Annotated in this window: 19 protein-coding genes; 8 read left to right on the top strand and 11 right to left on the bottom strand. The window is 44.4% G+C overall.

Going from position 1 to position 23854, the window contains the following annotated elements; genetic code table 11:
- Nucleotides 1-3 precede the first annotated feature (3 nt).
- Entirely contained in the window at nt 4-573 is a 570-nt protein-coding gene (locus L3V30_RS05555; protein WP_006742154.1) for a hypothetical protein, read from the bottom strand.
- A gap of 249 nt (nt 574-822) precedes the next feature.
- On the opposite strand from L3V30_RS05555, the gene lolC reads away from it, so the two are divergent.
- The 3 genes from lolC to lolE are packed head-to-tail and all read left to right on the top strand — an operon-like array spanning nt 823 to nt 3978.
- On the top strand, nt 823-2031 hold the full coding sequence (gene lolC / locus L3V30_RS05550; protein ID WP_237308492.1) for a lipoprotein-releasing ABC transporter permease subunit LolC: 1209 nt from the start codon (nt 823-825) through the stop codon (nt 2029-2031).
- On the top strand, nt 2024-2731 hold the full coding sequence (gene lolD, locus L3V30_RS05545) for a lipoprotein-releasing ABC transporter ATP-binding protein LolD (protein ID WP_005378457.1): 708 nt from the start codon (nt 2024-2026) through the stop codon (nt 2729-2731). The genes lolC and lolD overlap by 8 nt, the downstream gene beginning before the upstream one ends.
- A 2-nt stretch (nt 2732-2733) precedes the next feature.
- Nucleotides 2734-3978, top strand: a complete 1245-nt coding sequence (gene lolE, locus L3V30_RS05540) for a lipoprotein-releasing ABC transporter permease subunit LolE (RefSeq protein ID WP_237308491.1) — start codon at nt 2734-2736, stop codon at nt 3976-3978.
- A gap of 148 nt (nt 3979-4126) precedes the next feature.
- Here lolE and L3V30_RS05535 read toward each other — a convergent pair whose 3' ends face one another.
- Complete coding sequence (locus L3V30_RS05535) at nt 4127-4636, bottom strand: DUF2062 domain-containing protein (protein ID WP_006742150.1); 510 nt, start codon at nt 4634-4636, stop codon at nt 4127-4129.
- Nucleotides 4637-4644: 8 nt separating this feature from the next.
- Between L3V30_RS05535 and L3V30_RS05530 the strand changes: the two genes are divergently transcribed.
- The 5 genes from L3V30_RS05530 to kdsB are packed head-to-tail and all read left to right on the top strand — an operon-like array spanning nt 4645 to nt 10611.
- Nucleotides 4645-6903 (top strand): DNA internalization-related competence protein ComEC/Rec2, encoded by a 2259-nt coding sequence (locus L3V30_RS05530; protein ID WP_237308490.1) that lies wholly within the window; start codon nt 4645-4647, stop codon nt 6901-6903.
- A 31-nt stretch (nt 6904-6934) separates the two neighbouring features.
- Nucleotides 6935-8683: a lipid A ABC transporter ATP-binding protein/permease MsbA gene (gene msbA / locus L3V30_RS05525; protein WP_006742148.1), complete on the top strand. Its 1749-nt coding sequence runs from the start codon at nt 6935-6937 to the stop codon at nt 8681-8683.
- Nucleotides 8684-8688: 5 nt separating this feature from the next.
- On the top strand, nt 8689-9696 hold the full coding sequence (gene lpxK / locus L3V30_RS05520) for a tetraacyldisaccharide 4'-kinase (RefSeq protein ID WP_085343603.1): 1008 nt from the start codon (nt 8689-8691) through the stop codon (nt 9694-9696).
- A complete protein-coding gene (locus tag L3V30_RS05515) occupies nt 9677-9856 on the top strand; it encodes a Trm112 family protein (protein ID WP_005390649.1) in 180 nt (59 codons plus the stop codon). Before lpxK ends, L3V30_RS05515 begins: the two co-directional genes overlap by 20 nt.
- The gene (kdsB, locus tag L3V30_RS05510) at nt 9856-10611 is read left to right on the top strand and encodes a 3-deoxy-manno-octulosonate cytidylyltransferase (protein ID WP_005390653.1); all 756 of its coding nucleotides are present in this window, start codon (nt 9856-9858) and stop codon (nt 10609-10611) included. The genes L3V30_RS05515 and kdsB overlap by 1 nt, the downstream gene beginning before the upstream one ends.
- Before the next feature lie 77 nt (nt 10612-10688).
- On the opposite strand, the gene L3V30_RS05505 is transcribed toward kdsB, so the two are convergent.
- The 9 genes from L3V30_RS05505 to L3V30_RS05465 form a co-directional block, all read right to left on the bottom strand.
- Nucleotides 10689-12248 carry a SpoVR family protein gene (locus L3V30_RS05505; protein WP_006742146.1) on the bottom strand — a complete coding sequence of 520 codons (1560 nt, stop codon included), beginning with the start codon at nt 12246-12248 and terminating at the stop codon, nt 10689-10691.
- A gap of 11 nt (nt 12249-12259) precedes the next feature.
- Nucleotides 12260-13531 (bottom strand): YeaH/YhbH family protein, encoded by a 1272-nt coding sequence (locus L3V30_RS05500; protein ID WP_048626176.1) that lies wholly within the window; start codon nt 13529-13531, stop codon nt 12260-12262.
- A gap of 47 nt (nt 13532-13578) precedes the next feature.
- Nucleotides 13579-15513 carry a PrkA family serine protein kinase gene (locus L3V30_RS05495; RefSeq protein ID WP_005390658.1) on the bottom strand — a complete coding sequence of 645 codons (1935 nt, stop codon included), beginning with the start codon at nt 15511-15513 and terminating at the stop codon, nt 13579-13581.
- Between the two features lie 486 nt (nt 15514-15999).
- Nucleotides 16000-16500 carry a YfbU family protein gene (locus L3V30_RS05490; RefSeq protein WP_005390659.1) on the bottom strand — a complete coding sequence of 167 codons (501 nt, stop codon included), beginning with the start codon at nt 16498-16500 and terminating at the stop codon, nt 16000-16002.
- A 136-nt stretch (nt 16501-16636) separates the two neighbouring features.
- On the bottom strand, nt 16637-17302 hold the full coding sequence (locus tag L3V30_RS05485) for an energy-coupling factor ABC transporter permease (RefSeq protein WP_006742143.1): 666 nt from the start codon (nt 17300-17302) through the stop codon (nt 16637-16639).
- Between the two features lie 154 nt (nt 17303-17456).
- Nucleotides 17457-18197 carry a pyruvate formate lyase 1-activating protein gene (pflA, locus tag L3V30_RS05480; RefSeq protein ID WP_226422017.1) on the bottom strand — a complete coding sequence of 247 codons (741 nt, stop codon included), beginning with the start codon at nt 18195-18197 and terminating at the stop codon, nt 17457-17459.
- 211 nt (nt 18198-18408) lie between these two features.
- Complete coding sequence (locus L3V30_RS05475; RefSeq protein WP_237308489.1) at nt 18409-19386, bottom strand: lipid A deacylase LpxR family protein; 978 nt, start codon at nt 19384-19386, stop codon at nt 18409-18411.
- Between the two features lie 152 nt (nt 19387-19538).
- Nucleotides 19539-21815, bottom strand: a complete 2277-nt coding sequence (gene pflB, locus L3V30_RS05470) for a formate C-acetyltransferase (protein ID WP_005390666.1) — start codon at nt 21813-21815, stop codon at nt 19539-19541.
- A 305-nt stretch (nt 21816-22120) separates the two neighbouring features.
- The gene (locus tag L3V30_RS05465) at nt 22121-23668 is read right to left on the bottom strand and encodes a DUF3360 family protein (RefSeq protein ID WP_005390668.1); all 1548 of its coding nucleotides are present in this window, start codon (nt 23666-23668) and stop codon (nt 22121-22123) included.
- Nucleotides 23669-23854: the final 186 nt, after the last annotated feature.

Genomic DNA, 23854 nt, shown 5'->3' with positions numbered 1-23854 from the left:
GAGTTATTTTTTATCTCGCTCCATCGAGCGCTGACGTAAAAGTTTTTGTTGTTGATATAGTGCCGCTTTTATGAGCAAATCTTGGTCAGATTCACGTAGCATCTTATATCTAAGAGTGATAATGAAATCTTGCTCTGAAGCATCACATTCTTCTACTTGAGCGTAACCGTAAATCGCTGCAGCAGGATGATCGAGAAACAGTTTAACACGAACGAGTTGTTGGGCAGATAGCGCTGTATCTGAACGGTAACTGAGTTGGCTGGCACCAAACTTCGTGGTTTGGTATCGAATGGAGGCATCATCTTGTTGTGAAAGCATAAAGCTCAACAAGAGGTTAAGTTTCGCGTTTTGCGTATCAAGCAAGTTAATCACATGCTTTAAATCTTTGTTTTTTAGCTCTAGACGTGCATTGTCTGCCAACATATCTAGATGGCTAAATTCGCTGGCAACAATAAACGGTGCTGGAATTTCGGAGACAAAGGTTTCTTCATCTGGCAAAGCAAAATCCGCACTCAACGTTTCGACGTTGATAGTGAGATTATGATGGACGGTAAAGTATTCTTGCTCTGTCATATAGTCGGTCCTTTTGCCAGCGAGCGCTCCCTGTTCACTCAACAAACAAAGAGAAGTAGGGCACTGATTATCGCTAACTGAATGAAGTTATCAAGTTTACCTGATTTGTCCTTGAACTTTTTGCCCTAAATACAGACTTATTGCATGTCGTTGACAAATTTAGCGATTCTCTTGTCTTCTTAATGAGAAGAGTAAGGTAAGATAATCCGCTAAAGCTTTATATCAAAACAACCAGTTGGTTTGTCTTATATGTATCATCCTATCTCATTATTTATTGGTTTGAGATATCTTCGGGGCCGCTCTGGAGATAGGTTCAGCCGATTTGTTTCTTATATGTCGACGGCGGGTATTACGATCGGTGTAATGGCGTTGGTGACGGTTCTTTCTGTGATGAACGGGTTTGAATCGCAGTTAAAAGAACGCATTTTAGGTGTGCTACCTCATGCCGTTGTTTCGCAACACGATGGAAAAACGCCTATGACCGAGTCTGCCCCTCCATTTGTTCAAGCGATGTCGAGTGAATCCGAGCCGGAACCTATCGTTAGAGGAGAGGCTGTTATTCAGAGTTCTGCACAGCTGACGGCTGGTTACCTCATCGGTATTGAACCTAAGAAAGGCGACCCGATTAGCAACTATTTGATTGCTGGGCGATTATCGTCACTTCAAGCGGGCGATTACAAGGTCTTTTTAGGTCATAGTTTGGCGCGCTCTCTAAAGGTATCAATGGGGGATAAAGTGCGCTTAATGGTGACCAACGCGACGCAGTTTACCCCACTTGGCCGTATTCCTAGCCAGCGCAATTTTACTGTCGCTGGTATTTTCAATACGGGATCGGACGTTGATGGTCAATTAATGATTGTTAACATGACGGACGCATCTAAGCTGATGCGTTTTCCGAAAGACACGGTTTCTGGTTGGCGTGTCTTTTTCTCTGATCCATTTATGGTGACGGATTTTGCTGATCAACCCATGCCTGACGGGTGGCAATGGAGTGATTGGCGCGAACAGCGTGGTGAGCTTTTCCAAGCGGTGAAAATGGAAAAGAACATGATGGGACTCATGCTAGGTCTGATAGTGGGCGTTGCTGCATTCAATATTATCTCCGCCTTAATCATGGTGGTGATGGAGAAGCAATCAGAAGTCGCAATATTGAAAACTCAAGGCATGACTCAATCTCAAGTGATGACCATTTTCATGGTGCAAGGTGCAAGCAGTGGTGTAATTGGCGCGATTGTTGGTGGTGCTGCGGGCGTGATCTTGTCACTTAACCTGAACGCTATTCTTGAATCTGCTGGTGTGGCGCTATTCAGTTTTGGTGGTCATCTACCCATCTTGATTGATTCACTGCAAATTCTTTTAGTGGTGGTGTTGGCGATTGCTCTTAGCCTTGCTGCTACGCTTTATCCTTCTTATCGAGCATCTTCTGTTAAACCTGCTGAGGCACTTCGCTATGAATAAGCTATTAGAATGTCGTGATATTCGTAAAGTCTACCGAGAGGGTTCGTTAGATACGGAAGTGTTGAAAGGCGTAAGTTTCGATATCGATAAAGGGGAGCTGGTTTCTATTGTTGGCTCTTCTGGTTCTGGGAAAAGTACCTTATTGCATATTTTAGGGGCGTTAGATGACGCAACTCATGGTGAAGTTGATTTTCTAGGGCAAAACCTATCAGCTTTAAGTTCGAATAAACAGGCGGCTTTACGCAACAAGCACCTTGGTTTTGTATACCAGTTCCATCACTTGTTAGCTGATTTTACTGCGCTTGAAAACGTGGCGATGCCACTGATGATTGGCGGCGCTAAAGTAGCGGATGCAAAACAGGCGGCTAAAGCGTTGTTAGATAAAGTTGGTTTGAGTCATCGGATGCAACACAGGCCTTCTGAGTTATCGGGCGGTGAGCGTCAGCGTGTTGCGATTGCGCGTGCATTGGTGAATAAACCTGATCTGGTCTTGGCTGATGAACCTACGGGGAACTTAGATCACAATACGGCACTGTCTATCTATGATTTGATGCGCGAGCTCAATAAAGAGTCAAACATTGCATTTTTGGTTGTCACGCATGACAAAGAGCTGGCAGCGAAAATGGATCGTCAAATGCACATGCAAGATGGTTTGCTCGTAGATCGTTTTGTGACTGATACTGCGTCTGCGGAGGGCTAATTTTGTTTTCATCTTTAGCATTGATGATTGGTGGTCGCTTTAGTCGAGCGAAAAAGCGCAACAAGATGGTGTCTTTCATTTCGCTTTCTTCAACGATTGGCATTGCGGTTGGTGTAGCCGTGATCATTATCGGTCTTTCTGCAATGAATGGCTTTGAGCGCGAGCTGCAATCGCGTGTGTTGTCAGTTATTCCACACGGCGAGTTGGAAGGTGTTAATGGACCGCTTCATAACTACACCAAAACGATGAATCAAGCCCTAAACCATGAACATGTTGTTGCGGCAGCACCGTACGTTCGTTTTACGGGCTTAGCAGAAAAAGGCAGTAAGCTAAAAGCGATAGAAGTTCGTGGCGTAGAGCCTACTTTCGAGCAAGCGGTGTCGAGCTTATCGAATTTTATCGACCAAGAAGCTTGGCAAAACTTTTATGCCGGTCAGCAGCAAGTGATCTTAGGCCGAGGTGTAGCAAACGAGCTAAACGTCGCCGTGGGGGATTACATTACGTTGATGATTCCGCAAGCAGGCGGCGCAAACAAAGTGCAGGCTCCCAAGCGTGTGCGCGTGAAGGTGTCAGGGTTCTTAACGTTGAATGGCCAAATAGACCACTCTTTAGCGTTAGTGCCATTAGCGGATGCTCAGCAGTACGCAAGGTTAGGGGAAGGGGTTACTGGCATTTCACTAAAAACTGACGATGTTCTCAATGCGCCTTCTATTGTTCGTGAGGTAGGTAGCATGGTGGATGTTTACGTGTATTTGAAAAGCTGGCAGCAAAAGTTTGGTTTTTTGTATCGCGATATACAACTCGTGCGCACTATTATGTACTTGGTGATGGTACTGGTGATTGGCGTGGCGTGTTTTAACATTGTGTCTACGCTGATGATGGCAGTGAAAGATCGAGCCGCAGAAATTGCAATTTTGCGAACTATGGGAGCAAAAGATAGCCTAATCAAACGTATCTTTGTTTGGCAAGGAGTCTTCTCTGGTGTATTTGGCAGTCTCGTAGGCAGTGTTATCGGTGTATTAGTAGCATTAAATCTAACCCCGTTAATAAAAGGGCTAGAAAGTTTAATTGGTCATCAGTTTTTATCGGGTGATATTTACTTCGTCGACTTCTTACCATCACAGTTACACTGGCCAGACGTAGCATTGGTGTCGGTGACGGCGATCGTTTTGAGTTTGCTTGCAACGTGGTATCCCGCTTCTCGCGCCGCGAAGTTAAATCCAGCAGCGGTGCTGAGTTCTAAATAACCAACCGTTTTACAATACGAGAAAAGCAAAAAGGACCGAATTCGGTCCTTTTTTGTATTTATCCAACTTGAGCGACATCGTGTTTCATTCTAACTGTTAGGTGTCCCTCATCTGATAGCGCAAATGCTGATTTTTATGCAGTAACGTCTTATCTTATTTTGCGTTTTTGCCAGCTCCGAACCACTGAGTAGCGCCAAAGTCCTCTAATGCCGAAGTAGCCAATAATCGCGGATATGACACCACAGATAGCACAGCCTAATAAGAATGGAGGGCCAATAGTGCTCATCTGTTGCATGATGAATTCCCACGAAAGTTCAAAGTGGAAAGGTTGCGGAGGAACATGCATCACTAAAGCGCCAAGCTTATACGCAAAATAAAATAACACAGGCATGGTGATGGGGTTGCTTATCCATACCAAAGCGACGGAGAGAGGTAAGTTGACGCCAAGCATGATTGCCAAACCTGCAGCCATGATCATTTGGCTTGGTAGCGGAACAAATGCCATAAATAACCCGACAGCAAAAGCCCCAGACGCCGAGCGACGATTTAAACACCACAAGTTCGGGTTGTATAACACATTGCCGAAGACCTTCAATGCTTTTTGGCGTTTGATCAATTCATGATCTGGCATGAAGCGTTTTATCAGCTTTCTAGGCATAGGACAGCATGACTCTCTCAGAAAAAAGTTGGACCTTGGCGTTATTTGTAGCGAGCGTAATTTCGTCAGCTTGGTGGCCGACAATACCAGATTGGCGTTGGTTGCTGCTGGGAATAATAACCACTGGCTCAATAATCAAATTACGTCGTGGCTTAATTAGCATAGGCGCAATTGCGGGCTTTATGGTTGTCATCGTCCACGGCAATGTATTGGAGTCTCAGAGACAAGCCCTTTTTCAAGCAGGGGAGAATATTACCATAATTGGTAAAGTTGACAGCCCTTTTACGCAAATAAGTCACGGATATGAAGGCATTGTGGCTCTAAAAAAGGTAAATTCTCAAACTCTGTTACCTTTTCTTAAACCTAAAATCCGTCTTATTACGCCTTTTCCACTCGATGTTAACAGTGAGTTTACGACATCTGTCTCGCTAAAGCCGATTACAGGCCTACGCAACGAAGCTGGTTTTGACGCCGAAAAGCACGCAATGGGTAAAAGTATTATCGCACGCGGTGTTGTTAACAAGGATGTTACCTGGATTATTCGTTCTACTACATCTTTGCGCCAAGCCATTATCGCTGATGTTTCGGAGGATGTGTCCTCCCTTCATCATTTCTCGTTAATAAATGCGTTAGTTTTTGCCGATCGCTCTTGGTTATCTAAGGAGGATTGGCAAGGACTCAGAGACAGTGGTTTACTGCACTTGGTCTCGATTTCGGGCTTACATATTGGTATGGCGTTCACTTTTGGGCTAGTGGTGGGCGGTGCCATTCGTTATACGTTACCTCAATACCAGCTATTGCCTAGCTTATGTGGGCTGATGTTTGCCGTTGCCTATGCTTGGTTAGCGGACTTCTCATTACCTACTACCCGCGCGGTGTCTGTATGTGTTATTTACGTCGTTCTCAAATATACCTTAGTGCACTGGGCTTCCTGGCGGGTACTTTTGCTCGCGGTAGCGCTACAACTGCTTGTTCAACCTTTTGCATCGTATAGCATGAGTTTTTGGTTATCGTATTTGTCAGTTTGCGCAGTGCTGTTTGCAATCAATTTGATTCGGCATCAAAACGGGGGCTGGAAGGCGAAGTTAAAAGTGTTATTGCTTACTCAATTGATGTTGAGTGCGTTAATCGTGCCTATTAGTGGCTATTACTTTTCTGGTTTCAGTTTGTCATCAATTGCATACAACTTGGCGTTTATTCCTTGGTTCGGATTTATCGTTGTGCCTTTGATGTTTCTGGCCCTGTTCTCATCTTTATTTCTTGAAATGATAGCAAAGTCTCTGTGGCAGTTGGTGGACTGGTCATTGCAGCCATTGAGCACGTCAATACAGTACGCGATAGGCTCCTGGCAACCCATTAGTATAGAAATGACAGGGTTGATTCTGGCGGGAATTGCTTGCTTGGTGTTTCAACGATTCATGTTTCAGTACGCGTGGTGTTTGTTACTTGGCATTGTAATTAGTATTAAGCTCACATCGGAATATGGTCAGCAACATTGGCGCATTGATGTATTAGATGTGGGCCATGGCCTTGCGGTGATTGTAGAAAAAGACGATAAAGTGTTGCTCTATGATACAGGTAAAGCATGGCAAAATGGCAGTATTGCGGAGCAGGTCGTCACTCCGGTCTTGCATCAACGAGGTTATGAAAGCATCGATACAATGATCCTCAGCCATTCCGACAATGACCATGCAGGAGGGCGCTTGTTCATTGAAGATGTCTTTTCGCCACAGCGCAAACTCAGTAGCCAAAACTTTATCGGATATGAGTCTTGTACTCGCGGCGATCATTGGAAATGGCAAGGGTTAAATATAGAAGTACTTTGGCCTCCTGCTCTTGTTCAACGTGCATATAATCCGCACTCCTGTGTACTACGTCTTACCGACCCTATTTCTACGTTTAGTATGCTTTTTACTGGTGATATTGAGACCATTAGCGAGTGGATCTTGCTCAGGGAGCCTGAAAAGTTAAAAAGTGATGTGATGTTGGTCCCTCATCATGGTAGTAAAAGTTCGTCGAATCCTCGCTTTATTGAAGCGGTAAACCCGAGTGTGGCCGTTGCTTCTTTGGCAAAAAATAATCAATGGGGAATGCCGGCAGAACATGTTGTTGCAGCATATCGCAAGCTTGACATTACTTGGCTTGATACTGGGGAATATGGTCAGGTAAGCTTCTCTATTCACCGTGATAATTGGCGCTCAGAAACCAAACGTAGCGATACATTTGAGCCTTGGTATAGGCAGATGCTGCGTAAGGGAGTAGAATGAGAGTCTTAATGTAAGAAAATAAAGCACTTCTATGTCGATAAATACTGATGAAACGACTTGGCAGACGTTTAAGCGTCTATGGCAATTTATTCGCCTTTACAAGTCAGGTCTTGTCGTTGCAGTCATTGCATTAGTTATTAATGCTATATCAGATACCTATATGATTTCCCTATTAAAACCATTACTAGATGAAGGTTTTGGGAACGCTGAATCTGATTTTCTACGCACGCTTCCATTGATTATTTTTGCCATGATGTTTGTCCGTGGCATAAGTGGATTTGTCTCCACATACTGTTTGAGCTGGGTATCCGGCAATGTGGTTATGCAAGTCCGCCGTATGGTATTCAATCACTTTATGCATATGCCTGTGTCTTACTTCGATAAGGAAAAGACGGGCAATTTATTGTCACGTATTACCTACGATTCAGAGCAAGTATCTGCGGCAACCAGCCAAGCGTTAGTGAGCATCGTTCGTGAAGGTGCGAGTATCATTGGCCTGTTAGTCCTGATGTTTTACAACAGCTGGCAGTTGTCGTTAGTGCTGTTTGCTGTTGCTCCCGTTGTCGCGTGGGGTATTGGTGTCGTTTCTAAACGTTTTAGAAAAATATCCAAAAATATGCAGACAATGATGGGCAACGTGACTGCGTCAGCAGAGCAGATGCTTAAAGGCCATAAAGTCGTGCTGAGCTACGGCGGCCAGGATATCGAGCGTCAACGATTTGAGAAGGTCAGCAACCAAATGCGTCAACAAAGCATGAAGTTGGTGACAGCTCAAGCAGCGGCTAACCCTATCATCCAAATGATTGCGTCACTTGCTATTGTTGCCGTTCTTTACTTAGCAAGTATTGACTCGATTAAAGAGCAACTGACTCCAGGTACATTTACCGTTGTCTTCTCTGCGATGTTTGGTTTGATGCGTCCGCTTAAAGCGCTTACTAACGTTACCTCTCAGTTCCAACGTGGTATGGCCGCGAGCCAAACGCTCTTTGCGTTGATTGACCTTGAGCCTGAGAAAAACGAAGGTAAGTTGACAGTTGAACGCGCAAATGGCGATGTTTCAGTTAAAAACGTAAGCTTTACTTATACTGGCGCAGAAAAGCCAGCATTGGAAAATGTCAGCTTCGATATTCCAAGAGGGAAGACCGTTGCGCTGGTTGGCCGTTCCGGTTCCGGTAAAAGTACCATCGCGAACTTGTTCAATCGTTTCTATGATGTTGATAGTGGCTCCATCACATTAGACGGACATGATATTCGTGAATACGAGTTAAAGAACTTGCGTCAGCAGTTTGCGCTAGTATCACAAAATGTTCATTTATTTAATGACACGATTGCAAACAATATTGCTTACGCAACGGATGGAAAATACGAGCGTAGTGATATCGAGAAAGCGGCAAAACTCGCGCATGCTATGGAATTCATCAGCAAAATGGATGATGGACTTGATACCATGATTGGTGAAAATGGCGCGAGTCTATCTGGCGGTCAACGTCAACGTGTCGCTATTGCACGTGCTCTATTGCGTGATGCACCGGTATTGATTCTTGATGAGGCGACCTCTGCTTTGGATACGGAATCCGAACGCGCTATCCAAGCTGCATTAGATGAGCTGCAGAAAGACAAAACGGTACTCGTGATTGCGCACCGCTTGTCAACTATCGAGAAAGCCGATGAGATTCTTGTGGTTGATGATGGCGCCATCATTGAGCGTGGCAACCATGCCGATCTTATTGCAAAAAATGGTGCGTATGCACAATTGCACCGTATTCAGTTTGGTGAATAGACGCGGTGGTTGAAAAAATCTGGTTTGAAAACCATCCAATAAAATACCTCTTGTGGCCGCTTTTGTGGCCACTGAGTGTATTATTTGGAGCAATAAGTAAGTCTAAGCGAAAGCAATATCAAACAGGCCGTAAGCAAGCCTACAACGCGCCTATCCCTGTTATTGTTGTCGGCAATATCACGGCTGGTGGTAATGGCAAAACACCAGTTGTGGTTTGGCTTGTTGAGCAACTGCAACAGCTTGGGCTTAAGCCAGGAGTCGTTTCTCGTGGCTATGGAGCAAAAGCGCCTGCCTATCCGTTAGTGCTAAAAGAAGATACGCCTGCGAAACATTGTGGTGATGAACCTAAGTTGATTCATCGCCGCACAGGAGCACCTGTTGCGGTAGACCCGGTGCGTTCAAATGCAGTGAAAGCACTGCTAGAGTCGGGTGTAGATATCATTATTACGGACGATGGGTTACAGCATTATGCGTTAGGCCGTGATATTGAGTTAGTGATTGTGGATGGGAATCGCCGATTTGGGAATGAAAGCCTCATTCCGCTTGGCCCACTTCGTGAAGGGGTCGAGCGTCTTGCTGAAGTCGACTTTATCATCACCAATGGTGGTCAAGCACATACGGGCGAAATCGCAATGACTTTAGCGCCATCTAAAGCCATTAACCTCAAGACTAAGCAACTTGTGGACGTTTCTGAATTAAAAGAGCTAGTGGCATTTGCAGGGATTGGGCATCCACCACGATTTTTTCATACACTAAACTCGATGAACGCAGATGTTAAAGTCACAAAAGGTTTTGCTGACCATCAAGACTTTAACCAACAAGAATTAGAAGCATTGGCTCAACAAGGAGCCAATGTGATTATGACCGAGAAAGATGCCGTCAAGTGCAGCCATTATGCGCAAGATAATTGGTGGTATCTGCCTGTATCTGCCCAGTTTGAACCAAACGATGCAGAGCAAATTTTAAATAGAATAAAAGAGGTTAAAGCGGCTTATGGATCACCGTCTGCTTGAGATTGTAGCTTGCCCTGTTTGCAAAGGTAAGCTGACGTACGATAAAGAGAATCAAGAGTTGATCTGCAAATTGGATCGCCTCGCTTACCCGATCAAAGAGGGTATTCCCGTTCTGCTCGAGCCTGAGGCTCGTACTATGAGTATGGATGAGGGACGCTAATGTCTTTTACGGTTGTCATTCCTTCGCGTTACGCATCGAGCCGCTTGCCTGGTAAACCGTTAGCGGATATTGGCGGTAAGCCTATGGTTCAGTGGGTTTACGAGCAAGCGCTACAAGCGGGTGCGGAAGATGTTATCGTGGCAACTGATGACGAGCGTGTTGCTGATGCTGTCTCGTCGTTTGGTGGTAAAGTCTGTATGACCTCTCCTAACCACGAATCAGGTACTGAACGCCTTGCTGAAGTTGTTGAAAAGATGGCTATTCCGGCAGACCACATTATTGTTAATGTGCAAGGGGACGAGCCTTTGATTCCACCGTCTATCATTCGTCAGGTTGCTGATAACTTATCGGGGTGTGACGCTCCGATGGCGACATTAGCCGTAGAAATAGACTCAGAAGAAGAAGTGTTCAATCCGAATGCAGTTAAAGTTGTGGCTAATGAGCAAGGCTATGCGATGTACTTTAGCCGAGCAACTATCCCTTGGGATCGCGATAACTTTGCCAAACAAGACAAAATCATTGCCAACCCATTAATGCGTCATATTGGTATTTATGCTTATCGAGCTGGTTTCATTAATACGTATGTAAATTGGGCTCCGAGCGCATTGGAGCAGATCGAGTGCCTTGAGCAACTACGAGTGCTTTGGTACGGTGAAAAAATTCATGTAGCGGTAGCGAAAGAAGCGCCAGCAGCCGGCGTTGATACGCCAGAAGATCTAGAGGCGGTGCGCGCTATTGTGGCGAAGCAAGCATAACCAAAGGTCACATTGAATTAAGAACGAGAAAGGCTCCTGAATTAGGAGCCTTTTTGTTGCTTATATCCAAGTATTAGTTAGATGTTTGTGTCATATTGGTTTCGTTTAGGGCAGGTCGCTAAGACTTCTCGGTGACCTGTGTCTTTTACTTCTTGCAGAATGACATCAAATCCCCACAATCGGTATACGTGTTTCAGAACTTCTTCGTAACTGTCATCAAGCGGGATTCGGTTATGAGGTACGTATTGCAACGTGAGTGAGCGGTCCCCACGAACATCGACATTAAATACCTGAATGTTTGGCTCAAGGTTAGATAAGTTGTACTGAGCGGCTAAGGTTTCTCTAATGCGTTTATAACCCATCTCATCGTGTATCGCGGCGACTTCAATAAAGTTTTTGTGGTCATCATCGTTGATCGCAAACAGCTTGAAATCACGCATTAATTTCGGAGAAAGGTATTGGCTAATGAAGCTTTCATCTTTGAAATTATGCATCGCGAAATGTACCGCATCTAACCAATCCGTTCCTGCCAAGTCCGGAAACCACTCCTTGTCCTCATCGGTTGGTTCTTCACAGATACGTTTAATATCTCGGAACATAGCAAAGCCCAAGGCGTATGGATTAATACCATTAAAGTAAGGGCTATTATAAGGCGGTTGAGCTACCACACTGGTATGGCTATGTAAGAACTCTAGTATGAACTTTTCGGATACCAAGCCCTCATCGTAAAGATGATTGAGAATGGTGTAATGCCAGAATGTTGCCCAGCCTTCGTTCATGACTTGCGTTTGTTTTTGCGGATAAAAATACTGACTGATTTTGCGTACAATCCGCACGACTTCACGTTGCCACGGCTCTAGTAGCGGGGCATGCTTTTCGAAAAAGTAGAGCAAGTTTTCCTGAGGCTCGCTTGGGAACCGCTCTTTAAGATCTTCCTCTTTGGTTTTGGCTCTCGGTACTGTGCGCCACAATTCATTCACTTGAGACTGTAAGTATGCCTCGCGTTCTTCTTGTCGCGCTTTCTCTTCGGTAATGGAGATTTTTTCTGGTCGCTTGTAACGATCCACACCAAAGTTCATTAAGGCGTGGCAGGAGTCGAGCAGTTTTTCCACTTCCTGTACTCCATATCGCTCCTCACATTCAGCTAAATACTTTTTGGCAAACAGTAAATAATCGATGATGGAGCTAGCGTCCGTCCAGGTTTGGAACAGATAATTACCTTTGAAGAAAGAGTTGTGTCCGTAACAAGCGTGAGCAATCACCAGCGCTTGCATTGTCACGGTGTTTTCTTCCATCAAATAGGCGATACACGGATTGGAGTTAATGACAATCTCGTAGGCTAACCCCATTTGACCATGCTTATAGTTCTGCTCCGTTTGGATGAACTTCTTACCAAACGACCAGTGGTTGTAATTGATGGGCATACCAATACTTGAGTAGGCATCCATCATTTGTTCGGAAGTAATCACTTCTATCTGGTTAGGGTAAGTGTCTAGGCGATAGTGTTGTGCGACACGCTTAATCTCTTTGTGGTAGCGTTCCAACAGCTCAAATGTCCAATCCGGTCCATCTGGCAGCATTTTACTATTACGCTTCTTAGGCGCCTCTCCTGAGAGGTTTTTCGTTGCGGTACTCATCGCTAGCCTCCTTACGCCGTTTCTTTTTGGAATAGTTCACGGAAGACTGGGAAAATATCCTCCACAGAGCGAATGTTTTTCATTGCGAAGTTCGGAAATTCATCGGTGAGCTTTTCGTACTCATGCCATAGAGTTTGGTGCGAGCGTCGCGTAATTTCTATGTAGGAGTAGTACTGACAGTTTGGCAGTAGTTTGTTCACTAATAGATCGCGGCATCTTGGCGAGTCATCTGCCCAGTTATCGCCATCAGATGCTTGCGCAGCATAAATGTTCCATTGTCCAATTGGATAGCGCTCTTTTACGATTTCGTCCATCAGTTTCAATGCGCTGGATACAATGGTGCCCCCGGTCTCTTGCGAGTAGAAGAACTCGTGCTCGTCCACTTCTTTCGCTTGGGTGTGGTGGCGAATAAAGACAACGTCTACATTCTCGTAAGTACGAGTTAAGAACAGGTATAACAGAACGTAAAAACGTTTTGCGATGTCTTTCGTTGCTTGATCCATCGAGCCCGATACGTCCATCAAACAAAACATCACAGCTTGACTAGATGGTACAGGGCGTTTTTCATAGTTTTTAAAGCGTAAGTCGAAGGTGTCAATAAATGGAACCCCCTCAATTTTCTTACGCAGCTCTTCAATTTCAGCCTTCAAGCGGTTCTCTTCAAACTGCTGAGCGGGTTCAATGTTTTTGATACGAGCAAGTTCATCTTCTAGCTCTTTGAGAAGACGTTTCTTACCTGCGGTCATTGCCGTACGTCGTGCAAGAGATTGTTGTAGCGAACGTACAACCGCAATGTTTGAAGGGATACCAGCAGTTTGAAAGCCTGCGCGGTGCGTTTTCCATTCAGTAATTTTGGCAATTTGGTTTTTTTCTAGATTAGGCAGCTCGAGATCTTCGAACAAAATATCGAGGTACTCATCTTTTGATATTTGGAATACAAATTCGTCTTGGCCTTCTCCATCTGGACTGGCATTGCCTTCTCCCGAGCCACCACCTTGACCGCCACCTTTGGGACGCTCAATTTTATCACCAGTAATGAATTGGTCATTGCCGGGATGAACTCGTTCGCGAACACCACCTTTGCCTTGATGAAAGATCGGTTCATTGATGTCTTTGTGAGGGATAGAGACGTCTTCGCCCGTTTCCGTATTCGTAATCGAGCGTCGATTCACTGCGTCTGCTACCGACTCTTTTATTTGCTCTTTGTGGCGCTTCAAGAAGCGCTGTCGATTAACAGCGCTCTTGTTCTTGCCATTGAGCCTTCGGTCTATAAATTGCGCCATGAAATAGCCCTCTTCATGTTTCACAAGCGACCTAACTCAATACTGGGTTAGGATGACTTACGTACTCGTAGGTACCACTCAGAAAGTAGGCGAACCTGTTTCTCGGTATAGCCTTTTTCCATCATGCGAGCGACAAAGTCGTCATGCTTCTTCTGATCTTCAGAAGAGGTTTTCGCATTAAATGAGATAACCGGAAGTAGCTCTTCGGTATTGGAGAACATTTTCTTCTCGATTACTGTGCGCAGTTTTTCGTAGCTGGTCCAAACCGGGTTTTGACCATTGTTATTCGCTTTCGCACGAAGCACAAAGTTAACGATTTCGTTTCGGAAATCTTTCGGGTTAGAAATACCAGCGGTTTTCTCGATCTTCTCTAGCTCAGCGTTGAGTGAAGATCGATCAAATAGCTGACCAGTTTCTGGATCTCGGTACTCTTGGTCTTGAATCCAGAAGTCTGCGTAGGTGACATAGCGGTCGAAGATGTTCTGACCGTATTCAGAGTAAGACTCGAGATAAGCGGTCTGAATCTCTTTACCAATAAATTCAACGTAGCGAGGCACTAGGTAGCCTTTCAAGAACTCAAGATATTTCTCTGCCGTTTCAGCAGGGAACTGTTCACGTTCAACCTGTTGTTCAATCACATAGAACAGGTGTACAGGGTTGGCTGCCACCTCGGTTTGGTCGAAGTTAAATACGCGTGACAAAATCTTAAAGGCGAAACGTGTAGAGAGACCATTCATGCCTTCATCAACACCCGCATAATCACGATACTCTTGATAGCTTTTTGCCTTCGGATCGGTGTCTTTGAGTGTTTCACCATCGTAGACGCGCATTTTTGAGAAAATGGATGAGTTTTCAGGCTCTTTCAGGCGTGAAAGAATACTGAATTGCGCTAGAGTTTCGAGCGTGCTTGGAGAGCAAGGAGCCTGAGACAGCTCACTGTTTTCAAGCAGTTTTTGGTAGATTTTCACTTCTTCGGATACGCGGAGACAGTAAGGTACTTTTACAATGTACACACGGTCGAGGAAGGCTTCGTTATTTTTGTTGTTACGGAAAGTCTGCCACTCAGATTCGTTCGAGTGAGCCAAAATCATGCCGTCGAATGGAATCGCAGATAGACCTTCAGTACCGTTGAAGTTGCCTTCTTGCGTTGCCGTCAATAGTGGGTGAAGTACTTTGATCGGCGCTTTGAACATCTCAACGAATTCCATTAAACCTTGGTTTGCTTTGCACAGCGCACCGGAGTAGCTGTAGGCATCTGGGTCGTCTTGCGAATAATGTTCGAGTTTACGGATATCGACTTTACCAACCAGTGATGAAATATCTTGGTTGTTTTCATCCCCAGGTTCTGTTTTAGCAATACCGATCTGATCGAGAATTGAAGGGCGAACTTTCACTACCTTAAATTTAGTGATATCGCCGCCAAATTCATGAAGGCGCTTAGCGGCCCATGGCGACATAATCGAGCGAAGATAACGTTGCTCGATGCCATATTCTTTTTTCAAAATATCGCCGTCTTCCGTGGCTTTGAATAGACAGAATGGATGGTCATTCACTGGGCTACGTTCGCCATTAGCAGTAAGAACATAGATAGGCATCTGTTCCATCAAAGCCTTAAGTTTTTCAGCAAGTGAGGACTTACCACCGCCGACAGGACCGAGTAGGTAAAGGATCTGCTTACGTTCCTCTAAACCTTGCGCCGCGTGTTTTAGGTAAGACACAATTTGCTCTATGGCATCTTCCATACCATAAAAATCTTTAAAGGTTTCATAACGAGAGATAACACGATTCGAGAAGATGCGGCTTAATCTCGGGTCTTTTGCCGTATCAATTATCTCTGGTTCACCGATCGCCATCAGTAGGCGTTCTGCTGCATTAGCATAAGCGCTTTTGTCATCCTTACACAGGGCTAGAAACTCCTGTAACGACATCTCTTCATCTTTTGCAGCTTCATATCTTGATTGATAGTGGTCGAAAATACTCATGTCGCTTTCCCCTTTAATAGTCAGTCTACCGACGAACGTTGATTCAGGCTTTCCCACCTATTGTTATGCTCCTTGTTGTTTGAATATACGTCCTGTTATCACATTTGGTTCGTACAGAATGTAAGATTGGCGACACCAAAGACTTTGCTTTATGGACAGTTTTTTCATTACAACGGTGAGCGGTGGGTATGAATCTTTCAATCACAGCCTTTCTCTACTTAAGCCTAGTCGGGGATTTGCAATTTTGCTTAACAATTATGAATTTATTGCAAAAGTGACATTTGAATCACTCTTTCACTGAAGATGAATTTATGTCGTGAATAGGTGCAATAGAAATCAGATATTTGGCAAAGACAGAAGAGTCTCAGTGATTCATTGCTCTACATCGCACAAGGGAAGCGTAAGAAGGTGAAAAAGCAGCGGTAAGGTTGTGACAGGGCAAATAAAAAAGGAAAGCGAGTGCTTTCCTTTTCGTAGACGAATAGTTTATGCGCTGAAGATTTGTGCAAGCTCGTTTTCGCATAAATGGTACTGACGAGGGCAGTTGCGCCAAGTTTGTAGCATACGACGGTATTTATCCAGCATTGGCATTTGGCTGTTAAAGTGATGGTCTGCTTTATCAAATTGAGGGTACAGACCTTCAGAATCAATAAGGAAGCGTACGTAATGGACTTGTTGGGCCTCTGAAGCAATATCAAACCCAAGGAACTGCAAGCGGCGCTGATCCACTTTGTTACGATCTTCGGTATCGAGCATGTTGTAAGATTCTTGCATCGCGTGATACATCTCCATAACGTCGATGATCTCACGACACTCCGCTTCTGAGAGACAGCCGAAATCTTTATTCAACTCACGCATTTGTAGCTCATAGCCACGTTCAACGATCGTTTGTAAGCGTTTGTATTTGGCCGCATTACTTGGATCAAGTTGAGACATAAGGTTGTATTGGTTTGATAGAATCAAACGTTGAGCGTTTGACATTTCCATGATGACCTCACTAGATATCTAATACATTTTTAATGTGCTTAGGTTAACGCTTAAGACATGAGTGAAACATGATCTCAACACATATTTAATACTAAAAAATGGCAAGAACTGTCACTTTTGACCAGTTTAAAAACACTTATTTATGGTAATGATTGTATATGTAGTCTCGGTCTGAAAATACTCTTAGCCACTCTGGTTTGAATACGGTTAAAACCGCCAGTGACATACCATTTAATAGACCCTCAGGGAAGGCAAGCAACGGTACAAAAATAAAGTAGTTATGTTGAATGGTTTCCCAATCGTAATGACCAACCGATAAATGGTAAAAGGAGTTAATCAGCAGATGCAGGCTTCCTGTTATCGCGCCGTTGAAAAAACCTGCAACGAAGATGAACACAAAAATGTTTCTTGGCAAGTAGTGATAACTCAAAAGAAAGACGAGGTAACTAATGAAGATAGGAAGCAGGGCAGACAATACTAAAGACGTGGGTAACTGCAACAACGACACATCATGTAGCAGGTGGTTGACCAGCATTGCGGGGATACTGATTAGAAAGGCCATACGCCAACCATACATCATCGTCAGCGTTGTTAGCGCGAGAAAATGAATCTGTAGTCCTTCTTTTACGCCTGCTTGGGTTGCCCATAAGATGCTGAAAAAAAAGAGTGTTGCGAAAACGAGGTGCTGAAATGCTTTTTCCTTTTCAAGCTTGGGCCAAACGACTTTTTTCCAATCTGGTAGACAGTAGGCGAGCACTATCCAAAGTATGACAACCAGAGAGCCCAAGTTAAACCAATCCATGTTACTTCCTTCCTATGCGATCATGACGCAATCATTTCTATTGTTCTTTTTATACCTAAATCAACTCATAGAGATTCATTGAAGGTACTTAGGTATAGTTAAAAAAATACCAGCAATATGCTGGTATTTTAAAGAGGTTAGTTTTGCTGTTCACTTAGTATTTTACGTTATCGTTGTACTGCGCAAGAATGGATTGAATCTCGTCCATGGTTTCTTTCGGTGGAGGGTTTACCCCTTCGAGTGGGTATTCTAAGCCCAATGCTTCCCATTTATGGGCACCCAATTTGTGATAAGGAAGTAACTCGATCTTTTCGATGTTATCCATATCTTTAATAAACTCACCAAGCATGTGTGCTGCTTCAGGATCATCCGTGTAACCTGGCACGACTACATAGCGAATCCAAGTTTTCTTTCCGATTTTTTGCAAGTAACGAGCAAAGTCCAATGTACGTCGGTTCGATACGCCGATGAGATCTTGGTGCACTTCATCTTTCATGTGCTTGATATCAAGCATTACTAAGTCTGTTGCATCCAGTACTTCATCGATAACATCAGTGTGTTTACGAACATAACCGTTCGTATCTAGACACGTATGAATACCTTCTGCCTTAGCTGCGCGGAAAAAGTCTCGTACAAATTCAGGCTGAAGCATCGCTTCGCCGCCAGAACAAGTAACGCCACCACCTGATGCATTCATGAAGTGGCGGTAACTTTTCGCTTCGGAAATGATCTCTTCAACCGTAACTTCTTTGCCATCATGCGTATCCCATGTATCGCGATTGTGGCAATACTTACAGCGCATCAAACAACCTTGCAAGAAGACGATAAAACGAATACCAGGTCCGTCTACGGTACCACATGACTCAAATGAGTGAATACGACCAGTTGTTGACATCTTTTGCTCTCATTACTAGTAAATTCTAGCTGTTATTTTATTACAAAAAGCAGGGTTAAAACAGCTTTGTCGGTACTAAAGGCAAGGTTATGTGAAGAAAGAAAATAGATAGACCAATCTAAATAAATGCTTGATCACAGGGTTGGTTAATACCAAACGAGAGAACTTGCCTTGTATTTAGATTGGTACGGATACAGGGATAAGTCAGCTTTTAGAAAAAGGCGAACACAGAGAAGGAGCCTGTCCCATAAACATCAGTTTGGGATTCTTCATAATCTGGCGTTTTTATCGTAAAGGTTAGGCTTGCACCGTAATTTTGGTTATACCAAGTTGCACCCGCTACGGCGCTTGCTTGCCAATTTTGCAGTGTGACGTCGTATGGCGCGGATGGCTCAGGAATACCAGGGCGATCGCCTTCGATGGTCATGTCATTGAAACGGTAACGACCTTCAAACCCCGTAAATAAGAACCAGCTTGAAGTATCCTGTGCGAGCATACTCGCTGAGAACGGGCTCTCAACACTAATATTGGCGGCTCCGATGCTGCTTGCTAGGTTTGTACCCCAACGAAACATGACGCCTTGAGAGACATCACTACGGAAGTTACCTGCATTGATGTCGTTAATGTTGGTGATTTCCCATTGCGTTTTTTGTTCTTCGCTGCGCATCAATTTATTAAATACGCGGTAGCCAAGGCTAAACGCCACTTTCTCGTCGATCTGGTAATCCCAACCTTGTGGGTCAGTCGAGCCTGTTATGCCGTGAACGATTTCTTGCGCTTTTTCTGAAAGCGAACTTTCACCTGTTGCACCGATGGTGAAGTTGTAGCGGACGGCCTTATCATCAGTCAAAGAAAGATAGTTGATCTCAGTATGTAGATAACCCGCATATGGGCGATCATTGACCAGTGGATAATCCGCTTCAATGTCGCTCGGAGTCCACATTTTGTGGCCAAGAACCAACTCTATTTTATCGATATTGGCGTGTTCTGAGTCAGCCAGACTCAGCCATTTCCATTGGCTTTCTTGTTTCAGTTGGCCTGTTGCGTAGGAAAGAAAAATACCATTTGTGTAGTCTTGGTCGACGCCGAAAATACCATCATTGTCGAGTGTAAAAGAGACCGTAGACTTAGTGGATGCCATCGCAACTGGAGAAAGAAGAGTAAGAACAATTAATTTACTGAGTTTCATATACTTTATTTACTAACTTTTTTCGCATCATACGTAAGAATGTGGGCAAAATCTTTCGTAATATCACAACTTTCATTCAAGAAATAAAAAAAGGCTGATGCTTAGAAGCATCAGCCTTTGTTGTATCACTAAAACGTTATTTCATTAAAGTCTTATAGAGACTCTGTGAATGTACGTGCGATTACGTCAGCTTGTTGCTCTGCAGTTAGAGAGTTAAAGCGAACAGCGTAACCAGATACACGGATTGTTAGCTGAGGGTATTTCTCTGGGTGCTTAACGGCGTCTTCTAGAGTTTCGCGGTTAAGAACGTTCACGTTTAGGTGTTGACCACCTTCGATACCCGCTTCGTGGTGGAAGTAACCATCCATCAGACCAGCAAGGTTAGCGCGTTGTGAACCCTCATCTTTACCTAGTGCATTAGGTACGATAGAGAATGTGTAAGAGATACCATCTTGTGCGTCAGCAAACGGCAGTTTTGCAACTGAAGTTAGTGATGCTACGGCACCTTTCTCATCGCGACCGTGCATTGGGTTAGCACCTGGAGCAAATGGAGCACCAGCACGACGACCGTCAGGTGTGTTACCAGTTTTCTTACCGTAAACCACGTTTGAAGTGATAGTAAGAATTGACTGAGTAGGGATTGCATCACGGTAAGTCTTAAGCTTACGGATTTTGCCCATAAATACAGAAACAAGTTCACATGCGATATCATCAACGCGTGGGTCGTTGTTACCAAATTTAGGGTAATCACCTTCGATTTCGAAGTCGATTGCTAGACCGTCTTCGTCACGGATTGGCTTAACTTTTGCGTATTTGATTGCAGACAGAGAGTCAGCCGCAACAGATAGACCAGCAATACCACAAGCCATAGTACGTTTAACGTCACGGTCATGTAGAGCCATTAGTGCCGCTTCGTAGCTGTACTTGTCGTGCATGAAGTGGATAGCGTTTAGTGCAGTCACGTACTGCTTCGCTAGCCAATCCATGAAGTGGTCCATTTTCTCCCACAACTCATCGTAGTTCAGTACATCGCCTTCGATCTTCGGCATTTGTGGACCAACTTGGATTTTTAGCTTCTCATCCACACCACCGTTGATGGTGTAAAGCATAGTTTTCGCAAGGTTAGCACGAGCACCAAAGAACTGCATTTGCTTACCAACAACCATTGGAGATACACAACAAGCGATTGCGTAGTCGTCAGAGTTCATGTCTGGACGCATTAGGTCGTCGTTTTCGTACTGGATTGAAGAAGTATCGATAGACACTTTCGCACAGAACTTCTTGAAGCCTTCAGGTAGTTGCTCAGACCAAAGAACAGTGATGTTTGGCTCTGGAGAAGGACCCATTGTGTATAGTGAGTTTAGGAAACGGAAGTTTGTACGAGTAACTAGCGTACGACCGTCAAGACCCATACCACCCATAGACTCAGTTGCCCAGATAGGGTCGCCAGAGAATAGATCATCGTACTCAGGAGTACGTAGGAAACGAACCATACGTAGTTTCATTACGAAGTGGTCGATCATTTCCTGAGCTTGTTCTTCTGTGATGCGGCCAGCAGCGATATCGCGCTCGATGAAGATGTCTAGGAACGTAGAAGTACGGCCTAGAGACATTGCCGCGCCGTTTTGAGATTTAACAGCAGCTAGGTAACCGAAGTAAGTCCACTGGATAGCTTCTTGTGCAGTTTCAGCAGGACGAGAAATGTCACAACCGTATTTTGCAGCCATTTCTTTGATTTGACCTAGAGCACGGTGTTGCTCTGCGATCTCTTCACGAAGCTGCATTGTCATTTGTAGGTCTTCGCCGTTCTCGAAACGCTCTTGTAGAGAAGAGAACTGTGCGAATTTATCCTTCATTAGGAAATCAATACCGTATAGAGCAACACGACGGTAGTCACCGATGATACGACCACGACCGTATGCATCAGGAAGACCAGTCAATACGCCAGACTTACGACACGCCATGATTTGTGGAGTGTAGATGTCGAAAACGCCTTGGTTGTGAGTTTTACGGTATTCTGTGTAGATTTTCTTAACTTGTGGGTCAAGCTCGCGGTTGTAGGCTTTGCATGAACCTTCAACCATACGGATACCACCGTTAGGGATGATCGCACGTTTTAGAGGAGCGTCAGTTTGAAGACCTACGATAGTTTCTAGGTCTTTTTCGATGTAGCCTGCATCGTGAGCAGTGATGGTAGAGATAACTGAAGTATCAAAATCAACAGGAGCGTGAGTCGCGTTCTCTTGTTTGATGCCTTCCATTACCTTAGCCCAAAGCTTGTTAGTCGCTTCAGTACCTTCAGAAACTAGGAAAGATTCGTCGCCTTCGTACGGAGTGTAGTTCTTCTGAATGAAATCACGAACGTTTACTTCGTTTTGCCAGTCGCCTGCAGCAAAACCTTCCCAAGCTTTAGCAAATTGCTCTGCCATGACATACCTACCTTTTTAGTAGAAAAAAATACGTACTGCTTCGCCGTTGAGCCAGCTATCCCCAAGTTAAAGAGGGGAACAGTACACTCTTATGAATAACAATATTTATAGTCTTAAATTTAAATGTTCGAGTTACAAAACTATAAATATTGTCACTAGTTTTAACGTTTCTCTTTTTAAGCAACAGTTAGAGGTTAAACTAAAATTTTTTTGCAAACCTTAAACTAAATCAATAAATCCTCAAAAATCTCGATAAAAATGGGGTAGCGACTAGCGCTACCCACACATTTTCTGAACTGTCAGCTTTACAGCCAAGCTTGGATGCCATATTGGCCTTCAAGCATACCAACTGCAAGCATAGCAACTAAACAGATAATAAGTACGCTTACTGGGATCACAATCTTGTCTACAAACGACAAGCGAGACGCGCGCTCTTTATCACCAATTAAGCCGTTGTTATCTAAAAGCATAGTTAGTGCCCAAGCTAGAACAGGGTTAACGACTGCTGAACCAAAGATACAGATGCCTGCTGCTTGTGAATCTTTTGAGTCTTTCACCATCTGCATGCCTGCTTCAAGTAGTGGTAGAGAGACACCAACGAGAAGAGCAACGCGCATAACTGGTGGCCATACAGCAACATCCATAGGGAAACCAAGGATTGCAACAATAATACATAGAGAACCTAGTAAGATTGCACCGCCAGGAATAGGGCGCTTCGCGATTGCTGCTGGGATCATGTAAGTCCCCCAAGATGATGTGATGTTACCACCACCGACAGCGGTACCGACCATTTGGCGCACAGAACACATTGTCATTGTGTCATCAACGTCCATCAGTACTTTTTCACTCTTACGTGGGTAGTTCATTTCTTGGAAGATGCGGTGACCCAAGAAGTCAGGAGACCACATTGCTACAGCAAGAATTGCGAATGGTAGAGAAGCAATGAAGTGTTCCATATTAGGAAGACCAAGCATCCAACCTTCTTCTGTTGAACCCCACCAGTAGATTGGGTTTAGGTTTGGAAGACCCGTCTCGGTTACGAATTTAATATCGAAGCCTGCGCCAAGAACAAGTGCGATTGCAAGGCCAGTGAAGGCACAAACAGGGATTGCTAGCCAGCGTTTGTTCACTTTAGCAAGGAACGCGTATAGGCCAATAGTAACCGCAAGAACGATTAGACCGATGTAACCCATGCTACCTGCGGCAACTGTGTCGGATTGCAAACCAACAGCCCAAGCTTGAATGGAATTAATTTGGCTCATCGTTCCGGTTAAACCCAAGAAGATGAGAAGGCCACCAGCCGTACCTTCAGATGTGAGGTTAACCAGTTTTGAACCACCTTTTAACAGGCTCAGAATTAAACCAAACACACCAATGAGAATTGCCAATGCAAGAGGGTGAGCACCAGCAAGCGCGATGGTACCAATAAGAGGGATCATTGGGCCGTGGTTACCTGCTAGGTTGGCTTTAGGGTTAATAAAGCCAGAAGCAAGTACACAGAAAAGAAGTGCAGGGATGAGCATCTCTACACGGGCAACTTCGATGGCGAAATCTTTGCCCAGGTTAACATGGTCCCATGCGGCAGTTAGGCCTTCAGCCCAAGACATCATTACCGCAGAGTACATCGCGATAATACCAATCGTACCGGCAAGTGCTGGAACAAGATCTTCAAGTTCAAAACGGAAGTCACGACCTGGCAAGTTTAAGCCGAAACGACGCGGCTTCATAATTTGTAGTTCGTGGTCTAGGTAGTCTGAACGGCTTGCGAACTCAGATGCTGGACGATGAAGCTCACGGTAGCTCTTGGTCTCGATATCTGAATCAGAGTGCGTTTTGTTAACTGCGTCTGACATAGATTCCTCATATATTTAAAAGTTATGAATTCTTCATTCAATTGTGTTAATCCGCATCCTGCGGCACGCTTATGCTAGCTATTATTAGATTTGTTACACGTCGACATTGTGCCTAAGCATAGCTAATAACTTATTGTGTTGAGGCACAAAAAAATCCTCATCTTTTGGCAGGAGTCTAGCAAGATA

Source organism: Vibrio sp. A1-1 (assembly GCF_021728175.1).
GTDB classification, from domain to species: Bacteria; Pseudomonadota; Gammaproteobacteria; order Enterobacterales; family Vibrionaceae; genus Vibrio; species Vibrio diabolicus.
This window is presented reverse-complemented; position numbering and strand designations above follow the sequence as displayed.

Excerpts from the sequence above, each read along its gene's own strand:
- L3V30_RS05555 (WP_006742154.1), bottom strand. The coding sequence starts at position 573 with ATGACAGAGCAAGAATACTTTACCGTCCATCATAATCTCACTATCAAC.
- lolC (WP_237308492.1), top strand. The coding sequence starts at position 823 with ATGTATCATCCTATCTCATTATTTATTGGTTTGAGATATCTTCGGGGC.
- lolD (WP_005378457.1), top strand. The coding sequence starts at position 2,024 with ATGAATAAGCTATTAGAATGTCGTGATATTCGTAAAGTCTACCGAGAG.
- L3V30_RS05535 (WP_006742150.1), bottom strand. The coding sequence starts at position 4,636 with ATGCCTAGAAAGCTGATAAAACGCTTCATGCCAGATCATGAATTGATC.
- L3V30_RS05530 (WP_237308490.1), top strand. The coding sequence starts at position 4,645 with ATGACTCTCTCAGAAAAAAGTTGGACCTTGGCGTTATTTGTAGCGAGC.
- msbA (WP_006742148.1), top strand. The coding sequence starts at position 6,935 with ATGTCGATAAATACTGATGAAACGACTTGGCAGACGTTTAAGCGTCTA.
- L3V30_RS05515 (WP_005390649.1), top strand. The coding sequence starts at position 9,677 with ATGGATCACCGTCTGCTTGAGATTGTAGCTTGCCCTGTTTGCAAAGGT.
- kdsB (WP_005390653.1), top strand. The coding sequence starts at position 9,856 with ATGTCTTTTACGGTTGTCATTCCTTCGCGTTACGCATCGAGCCGCTTG.
- L3V30_RS05505 (WP_006742146.1), bottom strand. The coding sequence starts at position 12,248 with ATGAGTACCGCAACGAAAAACCTCTCAGGAGAGGCGCCTAAGAAGCGT.
- L3V30_RS05500 (WP_048626176.1), bottom strand. The coding sequence starts at position 13,531 with ATGGCGCAATTTATAGACCGAAGGCTCAATGGCAAGAACAAGAGCGCT.
- L3V30_RS05495 (WP_005390658.1), bottom strand. The coding sequence starts at position 15,513 with ATGAGTATTTTCGACCACTATCAATCAAGATATGAAGCTGCAAAAGAT.
- L3V30_RS05490 (WP_005390659.1), bottom strand. The coding sequence starts at position 16,500 with ATGGAAATGTCAAACGCTCAACGTTTGATTCTATCAAACCAATACAAC.
- L3V30_RS05485 (WP_006742143.1), bottom strand. The coding sequence starts at position 17,302 with ATGGATTGGTTTAACTTGGGCTCTCTGGTTGTCATACTTTGGATAGTG.
- pflA (WP_226422017.1), bottom strand. The coding sequence starts at position 18,197 with ATGTCAACAACTGGTCGTATTCACTCATTTGAGTCATGTGGTACCGTA.
- L3V30_RS05475 (WP_237308489.1), bottom strand. The coding sequence starts at position 19,386 with ATGAAACTCAGTAAATTAATTGTTCTTACTCTTCTTTCTCCAGTTGCG.
- pflB (WP_005390666.1), bottom strand. The coding sequence starts at position 21,815 with ATGGCAGAGCAATTTGCTAAAGCTTGGGAAGGTTTTGCTGCAGGCGAC.
- L3V30_RS05465 (WP_005390668.1), bottom strand. The coding sequence starts at position 23,668 with ATGTCAGACGCAGTTAACAAAACGCACTCTGATTCAGATATCGAGACC.